Genomic DNA, 18,079 nt, shown 5'->3' with positions numbered 1-18,079 from the left:
CCGACATGATCATTATTTCACAATCTTTTTATTGTGGGGTGTGAGCAAAGGTGGGCAGAGGTGAACCTTCGCATCGAAGTTTTCTGTCACCCGCTATATAGGGAGCGAGATGAAATCATCTGTGGAGGGGATGACAGTTGAACCGGTTACAACTGAGACCGCTGGTAAGTGAAGCATTGAATGAAGATATCGGAGCAGGGGATTGGACCACGGAATCCCTGGTGACGGTGGGGCAGAGAACCACAGGAATCTTCCTGGCAAAGGGAAACGGGGTGGTGGCGGGATTGCCGGTAGTGGAAGAAGTTTTTCGCCAATTGGACCCAAACATGCGGTTGATCTGCGAGGTGGCAGAGGGGGAGCGAGTTTCTCCCGGTGCCGTCTTGGCCCGGATAGTAGGAACCACCCAGGCTCTGCTCACCGGGGAACGGGTGGCACTCAATTTTTTGCAACGTCTGTCCGGGATCGCCACGGTCACTCGTCAGGTGGTGGATGTGCTGGAAGGATTGGACTGTCAGGTATTGGATACCCGAAAAACCACACCGGGGCTGAGGATGCTGGAGAAGTATGCGGTCCGGTCTGGGGGTGGGATCAATCATCGATTAGGGCTCAGTCACGGAGTGATGATCAAAGATAACCATATCGCCGTGGTTGGCAGTATGCGGAAAGCAGTGGAGCAGGTCCGCTCTCGGGTGGGCCACATGGTTCAAGTGGAGGTGGAGGCAGACACTCTAGAACAGGTAGCGGAAGCAGCCGATCTCGATGTGGATGGGATCCTGTTGGACAATATGGCCCCGGAGTGCCTGCGGGAGGCTGTATCCATCGTGGGTGGTCGTCGGGTCTGGACGGAAGCATCGGGTAACATCACCCCTGAAACTGCTCGTGAAGTGGCCAAGACCGGTGTGGATTTCATCTCTTTGGGATGGTTGACTCATTCGGTTCAAGCCTTGGATATCAGTCTGGAGATTCAAGAGAAGGAGAGATGATCGATATGGAACGGTTAAGGGCGAACTTATCTGTTCTTCCAGAAAGTTACCGCCACTTGTCCAATAGGGAAATGGATGAGCGGATTCAGCAGGCCAAGGATACACTGGGCCGAGATTTGGTGATGATGGGGCATCATTATCAGCGGGACGAGGTGTTTCGCTTCGCCGATTTCACTGGGGACTCCCTGGAGTTGGCCCGAATTGCTGAAAGGCAGAGCCGAGCCAGCTATATCGTGTTTTGTGGCGTTCATTTCATGGCTGAAACGGCAGATATCCTGACCAAGGAGGAGCAGATCGTGATCCTCCCTGACCGAAGAGCCGGTTGTTCTATGGCGGATATGGCTACCATCGATGAGCTTGAAGAGGCTTGGGAAGTGATGCAGCAAGAACTGGGGGATACGATCCTGCCTGTGACCTATGTTAATTCCTCCGCTGACATCAAGGCTTTTGTCGGTCGTCATGGTGGGGTGACCTGTACTTCTTCCAACGCAGCAGGGGTGTTGAAATGGGCCTTTTCTCAAAAGAAGAGAATCCTGTTCCTTCCGGATCAGCACCTGGGACGGAACACTTCCCATGCCATGGGAATCCCCTTGCAACAGATGGCCGTCTGGGATCCGATCTATGGACAGTGGGAGGAAGTGAAGGGACCGATGGAGGAGCTTCGTGTTCTGTTGTGGAAGGGATTTTGCTCGGTTCATACCAAATTTACTGTGGATCAGATTCGCCAAATGCGGGAGCAGGATCAGGAAACCCGAGTGATTGTCCATCCCGAGTGTACCTTTGATGTGGTTCAGGCCGCTGATGAAAAGGGATCTACCAGCTACATTATTCACCGGATTCAACAGGCTGCTCCCGGAAGCAAATGGGCTGTAGGTACCGAGGTGAATCTAGTGCAACGACTCGCCCAAAATCATCCCGAACAGCAGATCCAGCTTCTCAGTCGAACGATGTGTCCTTGTCTGACTATGAATCGGATTGATCTTCCGCATCTGCTGTGGGCTTTAGAGAGCTTGCTGGAAGGCCATCCGGTCAATCAGGTGAGTGTGGATCCAGAGACCTCCTACTGGGCTAAACAGGCCTTGGATCGAATGTTGTCGATTACGTGATATAAAAATGGTATTTATACTAGAAATATGGAGTTATTTGTGTGACAATGGATCCGTTCGTATAATCATCTGAGGTTGTTGATTCATCAGAAAACAGGAGTCGGAAGGTAGGCGTTCCATCACAATCATTTTAAAATCGAGGATGCACCATAGGCACTACAATCTGAAAAATAAGGATGCACCATAGGCACAACAATTTGAAAAATAAGGATGCACCATAGGCACTACAATCAGAAAAACAAGGATGCACCACAGGCACTACAATCCAAAGGGGCTGAGGCCCTAAATAAGTAGCGGAGAAGTCTTAGAGAGGTCGCCTGGAAGCATTGTGAAAAAGTCGTCCTACCACAAGATACGGATCCTGCTTAAAAGCGTTCGTTCTCTCCTTATGCCACAGGGAGATGAGGGAGTAGAAGTAGCTCTGGGGTGCATTGGACTTCCTACCTCAAATCAGGCGAATCAGCATACTCGGTGATTACCATTTTCAGAGTAGGGAGAGGATTCATCTATGTTGCGTTTATCCCGTTTGTTAGCGATTTCGTTGCCAATAGTCCTTCTGTTCACAGGTTGCCTGTCTCAAAGCCCTGCTGCGGAAAAGGGGGAGGAGAAGGAAGAGAAGGAGCCGGCGAAGAAGTTGACCACCCGGCAAGTGATTGCAAAAACTCAAAAAGTGACAAAGGAAGCAAAAGGACTCACCTACAAGATGGAGGGTGACCAGAAAATCCAGTTGGAAGCAGAGGGTCAGACTCAAGGAATCGATCAAAAAGTCAACATCGATGCCAAAATGACCAACAACCCGGCAGCCATGCAATTTTCGGGTACAGTAGAAGGGGGCGGGGAATCAAGCAAGATGGAAGCCTACCAGGTGGGGGATGAAATCTATCAGCAGTTGGACGGAACCTGGGTGAAAGGAAAAGGTGCCGATTTGGGGAAAGCCACCGGCGGTCAGGCGGAGGACCCTTCCAAGGCTTTGGAAATGCTGGAGGACATCTTCTCCAAGTTCAAGGGAGATCAAGACAGCCCCTTTGAGATGGAAGAAACGGATGAGGAGTATATCATCACACTGAAAGTGACGGATGAACAAAAAGAGATCAAAGATATGATGATGCAGCAACTCTCCGGTGCCTTGGTTCCGGCGATGAAACAAGTAGGTGTGAGCGTCAAAGAAACGGACATCAAACTGAACGCACTGGAGCAGGTCTATCATATTGATCGGAAAACCTATGAGCAAAAGAAAGTGGATCAGTCCATGGAACTGGAGCTTCCGATTCAAGAAAGTGGAGTGTCCGGTGTCATCAAAATGGAACAGTCCACCACCACCACCATGACTGGCAAATTTAACGGAACGATTGAAGTGCCTCAGGAAGTGAAGGATCAAGCACGGGAAATCTCCATGTAAATGTCCTGTACAAAACCAGTAAAGGCACCCCATTTCGGGGCGCCTTTACTGGTTGTCCTTTCAGCGGACGATGTTTTGATGGATAAAGGCGATTTGGCCGTTCTTTAGGCGAATTTTCACCCAGTTTCCCTTTTTGCCGATAGCTTTGAGTTGCTTGCCACCGACTACCCGTTGCAAAACCTGTCCGCTCATAGAGGGGGCTTTGCGGATGTTGGCGAGTTGGGCAGTCACTGTTACCTTTCCTGAGGTTGTGGTTACCTTGGGATTTGGCTTTCCGTTATGAATCTTGACCTTGGTTCCCGCGGGTACCCGCTTGTACAGGTCGATCACATCTCGGTTTTTCATTCGAACACAACCGCTGGAGGCGTGGGTGCCGATGGAATTCGGGTGGTTGGTCCCGTGAATTCCGTAAGTGCGGCCTTGGTCTCCATTGACTTGAATCCCGATCCATCGTTCGCCCAAGGGGTTTTTCGGCAATCCTCCGGCAATCCCTTTCCAGCCGGGTTTGATGAATTTCGTCACAACTTTAAAAGTACCCTCAGGCGTTAAGTTCTGAGACCGGCCAGTCGCCACAGTATAGGTTTTGGCGGCTTTTCTTCCTTGATGAAGAGTGAGTCGGTTGGTTGCTTTATCCACCTCGATCCAAGGCCGGGTGGAGGTGCTTGCTTGTACAGTGGGAACCGTTCCACCTAAAAATAGGGTAGTGGTAAGTAATATAGAGATTCCCCACGTTCCCCAGGACGCTAACTTATTTATTTTGTTTCCCCTCTCTCTATGCAGGTGGCGGATGGGTTTTATCCTCCGTCACCAAATATGGTTGTTTATCCTATCTTCATCATATATAGGAAAGAAGTGTCGGGGTAGATGGGTTAAGAGCGGAAAAAGGTTGTTTTCCCGGAAAAATCCCTGCCGTTTTTCTTCGCGCGCCTTCTTCCTCTTCAGTACTTCTGTTTACTGATTCATCAAGGGAAACCCTGGATGGATGCGGGATTCCCTTTTTAAGGTAGTTTGTGGGAAAAGGCAGAGTAGGATCGACGGAAAGACTTAGACTGGAAGAACTAATTTTCTTTTTTATATGAAAAACACAAAGAGCAGAAAAGGATTTCTCTCTCGGGTATCAAAGAAATAAAAGATAGTTGACTTCGAAGATGGTAGAGGAGTTAGTGAACATGCCTCTGTTGCCACGTTTCTCTCTGGGAATTGAAATGGATGATTCTCTATTTAAATTAGTGGAGATGAAAAAAAGCCTGCGTCGGATACGCCTGACCCAATATGTGGTTCATCCCCTGTTACCGGTCTGGCAGGAAGAGCGGACTGCGGTGGATCGGGATGAACTGATACAATCCCTGCGGGATGCCCTATTGAATCGACATTTCCGGACTCATCGGGTTCATCTCACGCTCAGTAACCGACATGTGACTACCGGGGTATGGAATATTCCTGAGATGCGTTCCTCCCGGATGCGACGGTGGATTGAAAAAAAAGTGCTTCCGGAGTGGGATCTCCCTTATGACGATCCTCATTTCGATTATCAGCCGATCGGTCCGATCTGGCAGGAAGGGGATCGCCAGGCTGTGGTGGTGGCGGTCACCTCTCGTTCTTATGTGGAGCAGCTGGTGAATCTGATCGGTTGTTGTGGTTTGGAGCCGGTCACCATCGATTTGGCGGCTCACAGTTTGCAACGGTGGCTCCATTTTTCCGCTGAGGAATCCTTGCCCCGCTTGGTTAGCCTCCATGTCTCCGAGGAAGGAGTGGAGGTCAATCTATTCCACCATGGAGTGTTGCAGGGAGGAATCTACCTATCTTTGGGGATGGACTCCTTTGTGAGGGAAGGGGTTCGTCCTGGAGTGGACCCCCTGACCCCGGTATTATCAGAGCCGGATCCTGTGGCTGCTTATGGCTATGCGCTCCTAGACGCACTGAGAAAGGAGGGTCCGGATTGGATGAGACGCGAACTGTGGAAACCGGGTCGAGTGTGGACTCTGACAGGGACGGGGATCGACCTGAATCAACTGCTCGACTGGATGAAGACCAGGGAGACTCCCCCGATTCGCCTGGGGATCGGCCCATGGGAGATCATGGAGGAGGAGATGAGCCTTCAATCTTCTCCCTGGCTGGAGACCGCCTTGTCCGTCCCCTTGGGAGCGGCACTGAGCGGCGTGTACGGCGAATGAATTTGATGCCGCCGGTTCCGGCGGGAAGACGTTATTTCCGGCTGGGATGGATCCTGATCCTGCTCTGGTTGCTGAACTTTGCTTTCTTTATGGGGTGGTACTTAAATCAGCAGTACCTGAAAGTCATTGAAATGGAAGAAAACCATCGGGCCCAGATGCAGGCGTTTCAGGAAGAGCGGGAGATGGTGGATTCCCACCAGAGATTTATGAAGCGTTTTGGTCCGGAAGTCGGCTACCGAGATGCGGTAGAGGCATTGGAGAAAAACCGAATTTTGTGGGCGGAGGGTTTGCAATGGGTCAATGATCACCTCCCTGCCGGTGTGGAGCTTTTCCATGCGGAAGCCGACGGACGGCGAATGGACGGATGGGCGGTGTTTCCCTCCCTGTCCGAGGCGTCTGCCTTTCTGGAATCCTTGAAAAAAGATACTCATGTGGAAGAAGTCTCTCTGGACTGTTTGGGCAAGAATTGTGCCGGGGGCACTCCACCACAGAAAATGGATCGAGGGGCGCAAATCCTACACTTCCATTTTTTACTGAAAGTGCAACGAGGGTTTGCTAAGCAACTATTTGCACAAGGAGCGGACAAACGGAGTGTCATGCTTGTGGGAAGCCCTCAAGAAATTATTGAAAAGATATTGTATCAACATGAACAATTTGGTCATCAACGATACATGGCACAATTGGAATTTGGCGGCGTTCCGTTTGACAGGATAATGAAAAATATTGAAATTATTGGTACCGAAATTGTACCGGCTATTAAAAAATATACAGCAAAACAATAGGAGGTAATAAGTGTGAAAATAGTAGGTTTATCTGGTTCCATTGTGGGTTCTAAAACTAGAACAGCAATGAATTACCTATCCAAAGAAATCTTAGAAAAATATCCAGAAGTAGAATTTAATCTAATTGACCTAGCAGATTACGATATTCAATTTAGTGATGGGCGAAATTATTTGGAATATGAAGGTGATACTGGATACGTTACAAAACAAATTATGGAGGCAGATGCCATCATAATTGGAACACCTATATTTCAAGCATCGATTCCAGCTACATTGAAAAATATATTTGATTTGCTTCCTGAAAAATCATTTTGGGACAAAATCGTAGGTATCCTTGTTACCGCTGGATCATCCAAACATTATTTAATCGTAGAACAACAATTAAAACCAATTTTATCTTATATGAAAGCACAAGTTGTTCAATCGTATGTATTTATTGAAGAAAAGGACTTTTATAGGAAAGAAATAATCAACGATGATATTATCTTCCGGATCCAACGCTTAGTCGAAGATACAGTAGTGTTAACTGAAACCTATACGAATATTCGTAAGGCTAAGGAAGAGGAGTATGATTTTTAAGAAGAAAAAAGTGACACAATTTAGAATGAAAGACAGGATTATTTCCTTGGGGGAAGATTCCTGTCTTTTTTTAAGTTGAATTTGATTTATGATTCATAAAAGTTATATGTAACCCCAATTGTATTGTTGCACTTATGAGTAAGATAAAAGTACTGTTACAACAACTTTTAAGTTATTAAAACCAAGTAAAATGGAATATACTGAATAATTCATTTCCTTTGAAAATGATATTTACAAGCCCTAAAACTCATGATAGAATACGAACATAAGGTTATCGGGTCATCTGATGAGTTGGCAAACATATGAACTGTCCAAGTATTGTAAGCGATTTAAATTGGGGTGAATTAATTAATTGGGGGGAGAAACACAATGTTAAAGGGGAATGTAAGGGTACTTTGTGCTAGTTTAATAGGTAGTGCGATCGAGTGGTTTGATTACTTTTTATACGGTACGGTTGCTGCCTTAGTTTTTAACCAGTTATTCTTCGTAAGTGAGGATCCAGTATTGGGGTTAATTATTGCGTATACTTCCTTTTCAGTTGCTTTTTTCTTACGACCTATCGGTGGAGTCCTTTTTAGTCATATTGGGGACCGTTTAGGTAGGAAAAAGACGTTAGTACTAACGCTCAGTTTAATGGGCTTATCTACCTTTGGTATGGGGTTGCTGCCTACTTATCAAGTGATTGGTATTTGGGCGCCAATTTTTCTAACTTGTTTACGTTTCGTGCAAGGGTTGGCACTTGGTGGCGAATGGGGCGGTTCTGTACTGTTAGCGGTAGAATATGCACCGAAAAATAGAAAGGGGTTATTTGGAAGTGTGCCGCAAATAGGGATTTCCCTGGGATTGATTTTAGGTTCCTTGGTTATGTCGGTGATGACACTTCTACCAGATGAGCAGTTCATGTCTTGGGGATGGCGTGTACCGTTTTTATTAAGTGTCTTACTTGTTTTATTCGGTTTATGGATTAGGAAAGGTATTGATGAAACTCCCGCATTTAAAAAAGCCCAAGAGGCGGGTGAAATATCAAGGCTTCCGATTGCAGATACATTACGTTACCATTGGAAAGCAGTGTTAATCGCGATGGGGGCAAAAGTAGTTGAAACGGCACCATTCTACATATATGGAACATTTATCGTTTCTTATGCAACATCCAATTTGTCATTCAATGAGTCCGAGGCTTTGAATGCGGTTGTAATTGGCTCCTTAGTTGCTACGATTCTTATTCCGATTATTGGACATCTATCAGATCGAATTGGTAGAAAGAGAATTTACCTATTTGGTATTGTGGCGACTGTATTATATGCTTTTCCATATTTCTGGATGCTGCAACAAGGTTCGGTATTTTTACTTATTTTAGCAACGGTTATTGGTTTGGGATTCATCTGGGGTTCCCTCAATGCTGTCCAGGGAACGATGATGTCGGAATTTTTCCCGGCGAAAATACGTAATACCGGGATTTCGTTAGGATATCAGCTTGGTGCGGCATTTGCAGGAGGAACGGCTCCGCTTGTGGCAACAACATTATTAGCCACTTTTAACAATTCTTACGTACCGGTTGCGCTTTATATGATTTTAGCTGCATTAGTCAGTTTCATTGCGATTATTTCGATCAAAGGTAATGGTCAAGTGAAGGAGCAAAGTGATTCAAATCTTGAAGAAGTTAGCGGTTAAGTTTTGTTGGAAGGATTCTGTTTCTACTTCATTTAAAAACAAAATCGGCAAGGTATTATGCCTCGCTGATTAAACATTAAAATTTTGCCAGATTACTTTCTTTAGGAGTGAACCATTGTATCAAAAAATATAACAATAGATTATCATCACAACTAGAAGGGATTTAATAGATTTAAGAAATCCAACAACTATGAACAGGGGTTGAACATGAATTGGAATATAAAAAAATAAGAAAGCGAAAAATCTACGAAGAAGTGGCAGATTCTTTAATCGAGATGATTAAAAATAAACAACTAAAACCGGGGGATAAGTTAGATTCTGTTGAAAAACTGGCAAATCATTTTGATGTTGGTAGATCTGCTATTCGGGAAGCACTTAGCGGACTTCGTTCAATGGGGTTACTTGAGATGAGACAAGGGGAAGGGACTTATGTAAAGGATTTTGACCCGTCTAGATTCACTTTGCCTGTTACTACAGCTTTTTTAATGAAGAAAAACGATGTTAAAGAGTTGTATGAACTACGGAAAATATTAGAGGTAGGAACAGCCAGCCTTGCTGCAAAAGTTTATAAAGAGGAAGATTTAATGCCAATAGAAAAGGCACTAATTGTTATGAAAAATGCAAAAGATAATGATGAACTAGCAGCAAGTGCGGATACCGATTTTCATATGGCGATTGCAAGTGCAACACATAATCAGTTACTTATCAACCTAATGAGTAGTGTGTCCGATCTACTTACCGAATCCATTCGTGAAACAAGGAAAGTCTTGTTATATTCGCAGGGGCGATCTGAAAAGTTATATTTGGAACATGAAAGGATTTTTAATGCTTTAAAAGATAGGGATTCAGAACTTGCGGGGCAATGTATGCATGATCATTTAGAAGAGGTAAATAAAGATCTATTTAAACATATTGATAAATGGTAAGAAGCTATCTTGGTAGTCTACATAATGAAGAGGTGAGAGGTTTGAAAGTATCCTTATTTATTACATGTTTAAGTGATATGTTTTTTACAGACGTTGGAAAAAATACGGTTGAGATTTTAGAAAGAGCTGGCTGTGCGGTGGATTTTCCTGCATCCCAGACTTGTTGTGGTCAACCAGCTTTTAATAGTGGTTATTTAAAAGAAGCAAAACAATCTATGAAACAGATGATGAGGAGTTTCAGAGATTCGGAATATGTCGTAGGTCCTTCTGGATCATGTATTGGAATGTTAAAAGAATACCCCAAGATATTTGCGGGAGATAAAGAGTGGGAGGAGGATGCAAGGGATCTTGCCAATAAATCCTATGAATTAACGCAATTTCTTGTTGATGTTCTTGGAATAACAGATGTTGGTTCCACATTTAAAGGAAGAGTGACCTATCATCCATCATGCCATATGACAAGAATTCTTGGTGTTAAGGATCAGCCAAGGAAACTTTTGCAAAATGTTAAGGGAGTTGAATTAATTGAACTTCCCGTTGCAGAAGATTGCTGTGGCTTTGGTGGAACATTCTCGGTGAAAAACCCTGACATATCTCGGGAAATGGTAAAAGAAAAATCAAGGCATGTATCCGAGACAGGAGCGGATTACTTGGTTGGTGGTGATATGGGATGTCTTATGAATATAGGTGGAAGAATGCGTAGAGAAGGGAAACAAGTAGAAGTTATCCATATTACAGAAATATTAAATACTCACTAATGGATGGAGGAGTTTACATGAGCGTTAAAATTGGGGAAGCTCCGTATAATGAACGTATAACAAAAGGGATTGAGAATGATTTCATGCGTGAAGCCGTTTCTTCCGCACAAGGGAGATTTAGAGCTGGAAGACTTTCTCAAGCAGAAGAACTTGGAAACTGGGAAGATTGGCGCAGGTTAGGAGAAGAAATTCGTACACATACAATAGAAAATATTGATTTCTATTTACAGCAATTGAGCGATGCAGTTTCTAATAAAGGTGGAAATGTCTATTTCGCGGAGACTGCTGAAGAAGCGAACCATTATATTCAGAATGTCGTTAAAAAGAAAAACGCCAGAAAAGTAGTGAAAGCGAAGTCTATGGTAACGGAAGAAATTGGTTTAAATAAAGCGATAAAGGATTTAGGGGTGGAGGTAGTCGAGTCAGATCTTGGAGAATGGATTTTGCAGTTGGATGAGGAAGCACCTTCTCATATTGTTACCCCTGCTTTACATAAGAACAAGGAGCAAATCCGCGATATTTTTGCCAAAAAAAGAGGGTATGATAAATCCGATGACCCAGAAGAGCTTGCTGCTTTTGCTAGAAAGGAATTACGTAAAGATTTCTTATCTGCTGATGTTGGTATTACGGGATGCAACTTCGCTATAGCAGAATCAGGAGCAATTACGTTAGTAACGAATGAAGGAAATGCAGAAATGGTAACTACCCTTCCAGATACTGTTATCACGGTGATGGGGATGGAACGCATTGTCCCTACATGGGAGGAAATGGAAGTACTTGTTAGTTTATTAACGAGATCGGCTGTTGGACAAAAGTTAACTAGTTATATCACAACCTATGGTGGGGCGCGCTTAGAGGATGAAGTAGATGGCCCTGATGATTATCATCTAGTTATTGTTGATAATGGTCGTTCGAAAATTTTAGGAACGGAATTTCAAGCTGCTCTTCATTGTATACGCTGTGCGTCCTGTATCAATGTTTGTCCAGTTTACCGACATGTTGGAGGTCATGCATACAATTCCATTTATCCAGGACCAATTGGTGCGGTTATTACGCCGTTATTGGATGGATATGATGATCATAAAGAACTTCCTTATGCATCTTCTTTATGTGGTGCTTGTACAGAAGCATGTCCAGTTAAAATTCCATTACATGAAATGCTTATCCGCCACCGACAAATTATCGTGGAAAGGGAGAATAAGGCACCAATGACTGAAAAGATTTTGATGAATGGGTTTGCTAAATGGTCATCAAGTCCTGCCGCTTATAAAATAAGTACTAAATTAGCAAGGCCTGCTTTAATCCCATGGATCAAAGACGAGGACATGATTGAAAATGGACCAGGGCCTCTAAAAAGATGGACAGATGTACGTGATTTTCCTGCCCCTAGCAAAAAGTCATTTCGTGCTTGGTTTAAAGAAAGAGAGAGTGAACAACATGAACGTTCAAAATAAGGAGTCATTTTTAAATAATCTAGCCGATAGACTTAACAGGCCACGTCGAACCCAAGGGGTAGCACGGCCTGATTGGAGCGTTTATCCTCAATATGAAGTATTTAAAGGGGCATCGCAGGATGAATTGGTTGAAGTTTTAGAAAAACAGTGTGAAGCTATCCATACTGATTTTATACAAACAGATCAGATGGAATTACCAATAGTTCTTGAAGAAACGATTAGGAAATATGATGGAAAGTCGATTATAGTATCCAATGATCCTCGTAATGAGAAATATGGACTAAACCGTTTTTATAAAAATTTAGATGAAAATGTAAATGTTCATATTTGGGATCCCGAATTAGGAAAGGGAAATCAGGTAATTGCGGAACAGGCAGATGTAGGAATTACATTTAGTGATATTACATTAGCTGAATCCGCTACTGTGACATTATTTAATAATAAAAATAATGGCCGCTCCATTAGTTTATTACCCAAAACGTATATAGCCATTATTCCAAAAAGTACGCTTGTTCCTCGCATGACACAAGCAGCTAATCAAATTCATGAGGCAACGCTTAAAGGGGAGACTGTTGCATCTTATGTAAGTTTTATATCTGGGCCAAGTAATAGTGCGGATATTGAAATGAATTTAATTGTTGGAGTTCATGGTCCGGTGAAAGCAACTTACATTTTAGTGGATTAAAATGATCACACTAACTTCAATAGGACATAGGATAGTTTTTAGACTTTCCTATGTCCCTAATCTCTTCTAAACTTTATATTATACAGATAAGAACCCCTTCGCCTTCTCTTCCGGTGCTTTTGTCAGCAAACTTACACTGATGAAAAGGATGGTTGAAATAAGAATACCCCAAAGTCCGGAAGCTAAACCTAAAGGCTTTATTTGCATCAATTCCAGGATAATAACAATGAATCCACTAACTACTACACTAGAAATAACCCCAGCTGCCGTTCCACGCTTCCAAAAGAACGCCCCGATTATGGCTGGTACAACTACTAACAAACCAGCGGAGGAAGAAACAGATAAAACTGCAATCAGGTTAACTTCCATTAGCGAAAAGATAAATGCTAAAGCTGCTATTACAGGAATGATAAATTTACCAACTTTAAGTTGTGCGGAATCACTTGTATTCTTCTTCACGTTCCCATATACATCCCTAGCAAACAAAGATGAAAGGGTAAGTAAAATGGAATCAATAGTCGAAATGGCAGCTGCCATAATTCCTACCATAACGATAGCCCCCAAAATTGGCGGTATTAGATCTGATTGAAGAACTAATGGTGTTGCCATGTCCGCATTTTCTAAATTTGGAAACATGATTAAAGCGGAATACCCCCAAATAATTGCCACAATCGTATAAATCAATCCAAATATCAAAAATCCCATAAGCATATGCCTCATACTTTTTAGTGATGAAGGCATGTACAATCTTTGACTAACCTGTGGATTGGATAAGCTAAAGAAAAACCAAGGTAGACTTAAACCTAAAAAGTTTAGAAAGCTAAAAAAGCCATTTCCGGGCACGGTTAAATATTCAGGATATTTTGTTTCAAGTGTGCCAAAGAAACCGCTAAAACCACCGAGCCCTTTAATTAATACTAGCACTACAATAGTAGAAGTAATAATCATAAAAAGTGCCTGTAGGGAGTCTGTCCATGCCACTGATCTAATTCCTGCGATATAAGTGAAGAAGATAGCTAATGCTGTAGCAAGAATAACACCAGTAGAAAAGGAAATAGCATTATTTGTCACACCTTGTAATAAGTAACCAACACCTGATAATTGAACCGCACTATAAGGAATTAAAAAAATACAGTTCGAGACAGCAACGAGAATCGCTACTGTTTTACTATCATAGCGATCACCTAGCATTTCGGATGGAGTTACATACCCAAATTTCTTTCCTACCTTCCAAAACCTTGGTCCAAAAAAGGCAACAAGGGAAACCCCCATTAAATAAATCAGTTCAAAACCTAATGCTCCAACTCCACCATTATAAGTAAGACCGGCGAGTCCTACTAACATGAACGCACTATAAGTTGTGGCACTATAACTAAGCGCAGATACAAACCCATTCATCTTTCGGTCTCCAAGAAAGTAACTATTCATGTTATTTTGTTTTCCAGACCTTGATAAAAATGCAATGAGAATGGCAACTGCGACATATATAACAATGGCGCTCCATACTAAAGTTGTACTCATTTTTCTTTACCCCAATCCTTTGTTATAAAATAATTAATCCCAATAACGATGACGGCTAGGATGATCCAAACAAAGAAACTCCCATACCATTTTGTAACATTTGTTAAAAGCGTATAGGGGAGGATATACGCTATAAGAACAAAAAATAAAATCATAAGCCCCCATTTTAATTCTCCTTTCAAGATAAAACCTACTTTCTATAAAAAAATTTTGTTAATAGAATAATAGATAATGCTTTTAATGTGGTATAGTGAAATATTTCACAATTTAGGTATGAAAAGGTTCGTAAATAGATGGTTTTTTATATCATAACAAATAGTGCCATTCTTTTCTATATTTAAATAAATTTTAGTAGATACCCCTTCTTAGACAAAAAAATGAAACCATTCATCATGGTTTCATTTTTGGATGTTATATTTTAAAATCCAATTTAATAAGTCCAGCTTCTTTTGCTGACAGTATGGCGATGATGGATAATGGACCGATAATTAATCCAATGACACCGAAGAAGTATAAACCTAACCATAAACCAATTAAAGTTGGAAGAGGAGGTAAACCAATTTGGTCTCCCATGACTTTAGGTTCAACTGTTCTACGTATGATTAATAATATTGCAGCTAAAACAAGCAATTGAATTCCCGTACTCGTATCTCCTGCTATTAAATCAAATAACGCCCAAGGTGCAAGGATAACAATGGAACCGATGATTGGGATTAAATCGATTATCCAAATTACTAAAGACATGACAAGTGCATTATGTGGAGAGATAAAGATCAGACCGATATACGTTACAATAAAAATAATAATACTAACGAAAAACTGTGCTTTCATAAAACCAGTAAAAAATCGAGTGGAACGTTGTAAAATATATTGGATTTTTTCAGCATTTTCTTCACGGAACTTGGAGTAAAATATTTTCCTATATTTCGGAAGGTCCATACTTATTAAAAATAAAGCTATTAAATAGATAATAATAACAACTACTAAATTAGGAATTCCCTGTATCCAACCCGCTAGTATCGGTATCATTCCCTGCGCCATATTGGTCAACCATTCTAGAAGGTTAGAAATCTGTCCTTCCATTTCATTTATAAAAATAGGTGGAAGTCCCGCCGCAGTTTTATTAATATCCTCTAGTAGTTTTTCAATAAAGACATTGATATCAATAATGTAATAAGGTAATCTTTCAGCAAATCGTATTGTTTCATTTACGACTCTAGTGATAGCAACATAAAATATAAAGGCGATACTTAAAACAAACAAAAGAAATGAAATTAATACTGCAGGTGCCCTAGTTTTCAGCTTTAAATGTTTCTGCAGGAACCGAACTAAAGGTTCTAAGACGAAAGCTGTAACCGTGGCTAATATTAAAGGCATGAAAGCGGAAGAATAGAAATATAGAATAATTGCAATTAATATAAGTGAAACTGCAATAATAATCCGTTTGGTTGTAAAAAACTTAGCCAAATAAAAACTCCTTTCAATTACGAATACTTTTATTATATATGAGGTATCCAATTGTTCCCAATACTTAAGAAAGTAATTTGTTATATATTTTTTTCGCGTAATGACGAAATGAAGGATTTTTCTTGAGTTTTCTTTCTTTTACAAAGGATTCAAATTGCCTTTTACGTTCAAATTGTATTTGCTCGCTTTCCATCCCGGTAGCAAATTGATGTAAGTCTTTAAAGGTTAAATTTTCTTTTTCTTTCTCCTCAGGGATATATCCTGCAGTTTTGAGTATTTTAAAGGTCCTTCTAATTTCTGGAGATAATCCTTGATACTCTTCTCTTAGATTAAGAGGTTCACCTTTTCCTGGAAGGTTATCCAATTCACCATTTTCGATCGATTCTTTGATTCTTTCTTCTACTATATGATACAAGTTTCCTTGCCTTCTTTCATTGTTAGATAGATATTTCTAGTATTCATCAGTTTTCTAAAAATACAAGTTGTTAAAAGTATATCCTAGAGACTTAGATTTAATCAATATAATTAGGTATTTCCAGTGTTTTTAGGCTGTTTGACGAATAGATGATAGAGGCTGTCTTAAGTGAGTTTATTTAACGACAGCCCCTATTATTTATTTCGTATAACGGTTTGCGTAGGAGCTTGCTACAAAGGATTCTGGTTTTATTTTTGGTTCTACACCAATGGATTCCATTCTAGATACCATTTCGTTTACAAAGATTCTTGTTTTGTTTCGGTTGCCTGAGCCAATATCGAGATGTCCTTCGATAGTAAAGGAAGCACCTTTATAAATATTCGGCAAAATAATATCAATTAATCGGAAAATCCGGCACGTCTTTCGCAACCGGAGGTGGAGGATGATGTGGAATAAAAAAATGAAGCCGATTCGTCCTGCCGGCCATTGGAAAAACGGTAAAACCCTCTTTCTGATCTGGGCGGGGGCTACCTTTTTGATCTTATCCGCTTCTCTGGCAGCTCTTTATCCGATTCAACATCGGATCCAGGAGATCCGGTTGGAAGAAGCACAAGCGCAGACCCACCGACATCAGCACCGGGAAATCCTCCAACCTGGGTTCCAAGCACCGACAGCGCCTACCTCGGAAGAATTGGCCTCTCTACAGGAAAAAGTTCCGGTTTCGGCGGAGCCGGCCCATCTTCTGACTGCCCTGCAACAGGCAGTTGCTAGCTCCGGTACACAGTGGGAGAAATTTACGACTGCGGAGAAGGCATCGGAACTTGCCGAGGAGGCGGAGGGAAAAAACAAGCAGGATCAGAGGAGTGGGGAGGAAGGGAAACCGAAGGAACCTGTCCCGCTTCCCAAGTTGCCTGAGGGTTCCCAACTTCATCCCCGCTGGGCGGATCTTTACATTCGGGGGACTGAGGAACAACTGCTCACTTTGTTCAGCAACTTGCACCAGATGAAACGTGTCGTCTCCGTTCAGGGCTGGGAATATGTCGACACGAAGGGGGAATCCCCCGGCCGGATTCGGATTCGACTCACCTGGTATGAGTATCAGGACCCTGCACTGAAAAAATTGCCTCCACCACCGGATCAGCAAACGTCATAGAGAGGTATCCTGGATGGAGAAAACCACCTCCCGACAACAGGGAGGTGGTTTAGTTTAGCCGTGGAGATCAAGCTCCGTTGGAACGAAAGCGGCGGATGAAGAGCATGGCTGCGCCCAGGAGGGACATCATCAGGCCGCCGGCCATCTGGGTCGGGTGGGAGACAGAAGTCTTGGGCAACTTGCCGCCTTCTTCTTCCGTCTTGCTCGGTTCAGCCCCGTCTTTGGAAGCCAGTTGCTGTTGGTCCTTGGCATGGGGCAGGGTGTTTACTGATTCCGGATTGTGAGGCGGGGTTCCAGGATCGGTAGGTTCCGGTTGGGTGATCCCACCATCGTTACCGTCATCACCAGGGTTGTCTTCACCAGGGTTGCCATCACCAGGGTTATTTTCACCGGGGTTGTCTTCGCCAGGGTTGTTATTACCCGGTTCTTCGGGATCGGTCCCCGGATCAGGGGTATCACCCGGATCTTCGGGATCTGGCTCAGGGCCAGGATTGTCACCGGGATCTGTGGGGTCCGGTTCCTCACCGGGGTCGTCACCCGGATCTGTAGGATCTGGCTCATCACCGATGTTTTCACCGGGGTTATCCTGAGGTCCCGGCCCCCAAATGGGTTGATCCAGGTTCGTGACTGGGAACGCGATCGGGCTTTCCAGCGAAATTTCGTTGTTTCCCAACTCCGGTTGGATTTCTGGTGAAGCTGGGGACGTCTGTTCTTTTGCTTCCTCGGAAAGGCCTTCAGCAGGATTAGCATAGACTGGGCTGGTAGCCATCAACCCCACGACAGTGAATGAGGTGATCGCAGCCAGTCTTTTCTTATGAACTACCAAATCATCTTCCTCCTCTGGTAAATGTTCACTTCTGATTATGTCATTTATTACAAAAGGGAGAAATCATACTTAAGGTCTAAATTTGCAGTAAAATTCACATAGGTTGGATAAGGGAGGGATTTTAAGTCACGATTCTTCCCGGTTCATGGTAAAATAGTGTACTAGAATCAGTGATGATCG

General features: G+C 42.8%; 16 protein-coding genes and 2 pseudogenes. 12 read left to right on the top strand and 6 right to left on the bottom strand.

The window, feature by feature from the left end; genetic code table 11:
- Nucleotides 1-137 precede the first annotated feature (137 nt).
- The 3 genes from nadC to JOD24_RS13050 all read left to right on the top strand — a co-directional run bounded on the left by nadC (nt 138) and on the right by JOD24_RS13050 (nt 3,488).
- The gene (gene nadC, locus JOD24_RS13060) at nt 138-983 is read left to right on the top strand and encodes a carboxylating nicotinate-nucleotide diphosphorylase (RefSeq protein WP_429247060.1); all 846 of its coding nucleotides are present in this window, start codon (nt 138-140) and stop codon (nt 981-983) included.
- Entirely contained in the window at nt 980-2,089 is a 1,110-nt protein-coding gene (nadA, locus tag JOD24_RS13055; RefSeq protein WP_429247059.1) for a quinolinate synthase NadA, read from the top strand. The genes nadC and nadA overlap by 4 nt, the downstream gene beginning before the upstream one ends.
- A gap of 508 nt (nt 2,090-2,597) precedes the next feature.
- Nucleotides 2,598-3,488: a DUF6612 family protein gene (locus JOD24_RS13050; RefSeq protein ID WP_429247058.1), complete on the top strand. Its 891-nt coding sequence runs from the start codon at nt 2,598-2,600 to the stop codon at nt 3,486-3,488.
- Between the two features lie 60 nt (nt 3,489-3,548).
- Here JOD24_RS13050 and JOD24_RS13045 read toward each other — a convergent pair whose 3' ends face one another.
- Complete coding sequence (locus tag JOD24_RS13045) at nt 3,549-4,124, bottom strand: L,D-transpeptidase family protein (RefSeq protein ID WP_429247057.1); 576 nt, start codon at nt 4,122-4,124, stop codon at nt 3,549-3,551.
- Nucleotides 4,125-4,657: 533 nt separating this feature from the next.
- Here JOD24_RS13045 and pilM point away from each other — a divergent pair.
- From pilM to JOD24_RS13005, 8 genes and pseudogenes are all read left to right on the top strand, one after another.
- Nucleotides 4,658-5,662: a type IV pilus biogenesis protein PilM gene (gene pilM / locus JOD24_RS13040; RefSeq protein WP_429247056.1), complete on the top strand. Its 1,005-nt coding sequence runs from the start codon at nt 4,658-4,660 to the stop codon at nt 5,660-5,662.
- Nucleotides 5,663-6,207: 545 nt separating this feature from the next.
- Nucleotides 6,208-6,444 (top strand): annotated as a pseudogene (locus JOD24_RS13035) (LLM class flavin-dependent oxidoreductase); the annotation flags it as partial.
- Between the two features lie 12 nt (nt 6,445-6,456).
- Nucleotides 6,457-7,023, top strand: a complete 567-nt coding sequence (locus JOD24_RS13030) for an NADPH-dependent FMN reductase (protein WP_060668415.1) — start codon at nt 6,457-6,459, stop codon at nt 7,021-7,023.
- Nucleotides 7,024-7,392: 369 nt separating this feature from the next.
- Entirely contained in the window at nt 7,393-8,694 is a 1,302-nt protein-coding gene (locus tag JOD24_RS13025) for an MFS transporter (protein ID WP_047184504.1), read from the top strand.
- Nucleotides 8,695-8,906: 212 nt separating this feature from the next.
- Entirely contained in the window at nt 8,907-9,620 is a 714-nt protein-coding gene (locus tag JOD24_RS13020) for a FadR/GntR family transcriptional regulator (protein WP_047184505.1), read from the top strand.
- Between the two features lie 41 nt (nt 9,621-9,661).
- Complete coding sequence (locus JOD24_RS13015) at nt 9,662-10,378, top strand: (Fe-S)-binding protein (RefSeq protein WP_047184536.1); 717 nt, start codon at nt 9,662-9,664, stop codon at nt 10,376-10,378.
- A 17-nt stretch (nt 10,379-10,395) separates the two neighbouring features.
- Entirely contained in the window at nt 10,396-11,832 is a 1,437-nt protein-coding gene (locus JOD24_RS13010; protein WP_429247055.1) for a LutB/LldF family L-lactate oxidation iron-sulfur protein, read from the top strand.
- Nucleotides 11,816-12,517: a LutC/YkgG family protein gene (locus JOD24_RS13005; RefSeq protein ID WP_047184507.1), complete on the top strand. Its 702-nt coding sequence runs from the start codon at nt 11,816-11,818 to the stop codon at nt 12,515-12,517. The genes JOD24_RS13010 and JOD24_RS13005 overlap by 17 nt, the downstream gene beginning before the upstream one ends.
- A gap of 78 nt (nt 12,518-12,595) precedes the next feature.
- Here JOD24_RS13005 and JOD24_RS13000 read toward each other — a convergent pair whose 3' ends face one another.
- The 4 genes and pseudogenes from JOD24_RS13000 to JOD24_RS12985 form a co-directional block, all read right to left on the bottom strand.
- On the bottom strand, nt 12,596-14,038 hold the full coding sequence (locus tag JOD24_RS13000) for a sodium:solute symporter family protein (RefSeq protein ID WP_429247054.1): 1,443 nt from the start codon (nt 14,036-14,038) through the stop codon (nt 12,596-12,598).
- A 411-nt stretch (nt 14,039-14,449) separates the two neighbouring features.
- On the bottom strand, nt 14,450-15,505 hold the full coding sequence (gene ytvI, locus JOD24_RS12995) for a sporulation integral membrane protein YtvI (protein WP_429247053.1): 1,056 nt from the start codon (nt 15,503-15,505) through the stop codon (nt 14,450-14,452).
- Between the two features lie 64 nt (nt 15,506-15,569).
- Nucleotides 15,570-15,920, bottom strand: coding sequence for a DnaJ family domain-containing protein (locus tag JOD24_RS12990; protein ID WP_047184511.1), 351 nt, complete (start codon nt 15,918-15,920; stop codon nt 15,570-15,572).
- Nucleotides 15,921-16,118: 198 nt separating this feature from the next.
- Nucleotides 16,119-16,325 (bottom strand): annotated as a pseudogene (locus JOD24_RS12985) (ribonuclease H-like YkuK family protein); the annotation flags it as partial.
- 40 nt (nt 16,326-16,365) lie between these two features.
- On the opposite strand from JOD24_RS12985, the gene JOD24_RS12980 reads away from it, so the two are divergent.
- Nucleotides 16,366-17,073, top strand: coding sequence for a hypothetical protein (locus JOD24_RS12980; RefSeq protein WP_429247052.1), 708 nt, complete (start codon nt 16,366-16,368; stop codon nt 17,071-17,073).
- Nucleotides 17,074-17,140: 67 nt separating this feature from the next.
- On the opposite strand, the gene JOD24_RS12975 is transcribed toward JOD24_RS12980, so the two are convergent.
- Nucleotides 17,141-17,899, bottom strand: coding sequence for an LPXTG cell wall anchor domain-containing protein (locus tag JOD24_RS12975; protein ID WP_429247051.1), 759 nt, complete (start codon nt 17,897-17,899; stop codon nt 17,141-17,143).
- Between the last annotated feature and the right edge of the window lie 180 nt (nt 17,900-18,079).

Origin of the sequence: Kroppenstedtia sanguinis, assembly GCF_050433445.1 — a bacterium.
GTDB classification, from domain to species: Bacteria; Bacillota; Bacilli; order Thermoactinomycetales; family DSM-45169; genus Kroppenstedtia; species Kroppenstedtia sanguinis.
Note: the sequence above shows the minus strand (reverse complement) of the source record. Positions and strands in the feature narration are given on the sequence as shown.

Bases quoted from the DNA above. Each gene is read 5' to 3' on its own strand.
- JOD24_RS13005 (WP_047184507.1), top strand. From the start codon at position 11,816: ATGAACGTTCAAAATAAGGAGTCATTTTTAAATAATCTAGCCGATAGA.
- JOD24_RS13025 (WP_047184504.1), top strand. From the start codon at position 7,393: ATGTTAAAGGGGAATGTAAGGGTACTTTGTGCTAGTTTAATAGGTAGT.
- JOD24_RS13000 (WP_429247054.1), bottom strand. From the start codon at position 14,038: ATGAGTACAACTTTAGTATGGAGCGCCATTGTTATATATGTCGCAGTT.
- pilM (WP_429247056.1), top strand. From the start codon at position 4,658: ATGCCTCTGTTGCCACGTTTCTCTCTGGGAATTGAAATGGATGATTCT.
- JOD24_RS13050 (WP_429247058.1), top strand. From the start codon at position 2,598: ATGTTGCGTTTATCCCGTTTGTTAGCGATTTCGTTGCCAATAGTCCTT.
- JOD24_RS13010 (WP_429247055.1), top strand. From the start codon at position 10,396: ATGAGCGTTAAAATTGGGGAAGCTCCGTATAATGAACGTATAACAAAA.
- JOD24_RS12980 (WP_429247052.1), top strand. From the start codon at position 16,366: ATGTGGAATAAAAAAATGAAGCCGATTCGTCCTGCCGGCCATTGGAAA.
- nadA (WP_429247059.1), top strand. From the start codon at position 980: ATGATCGATATGGAACGGTTAAGGGCGAACTTATCTGTTCTTCCAGAA.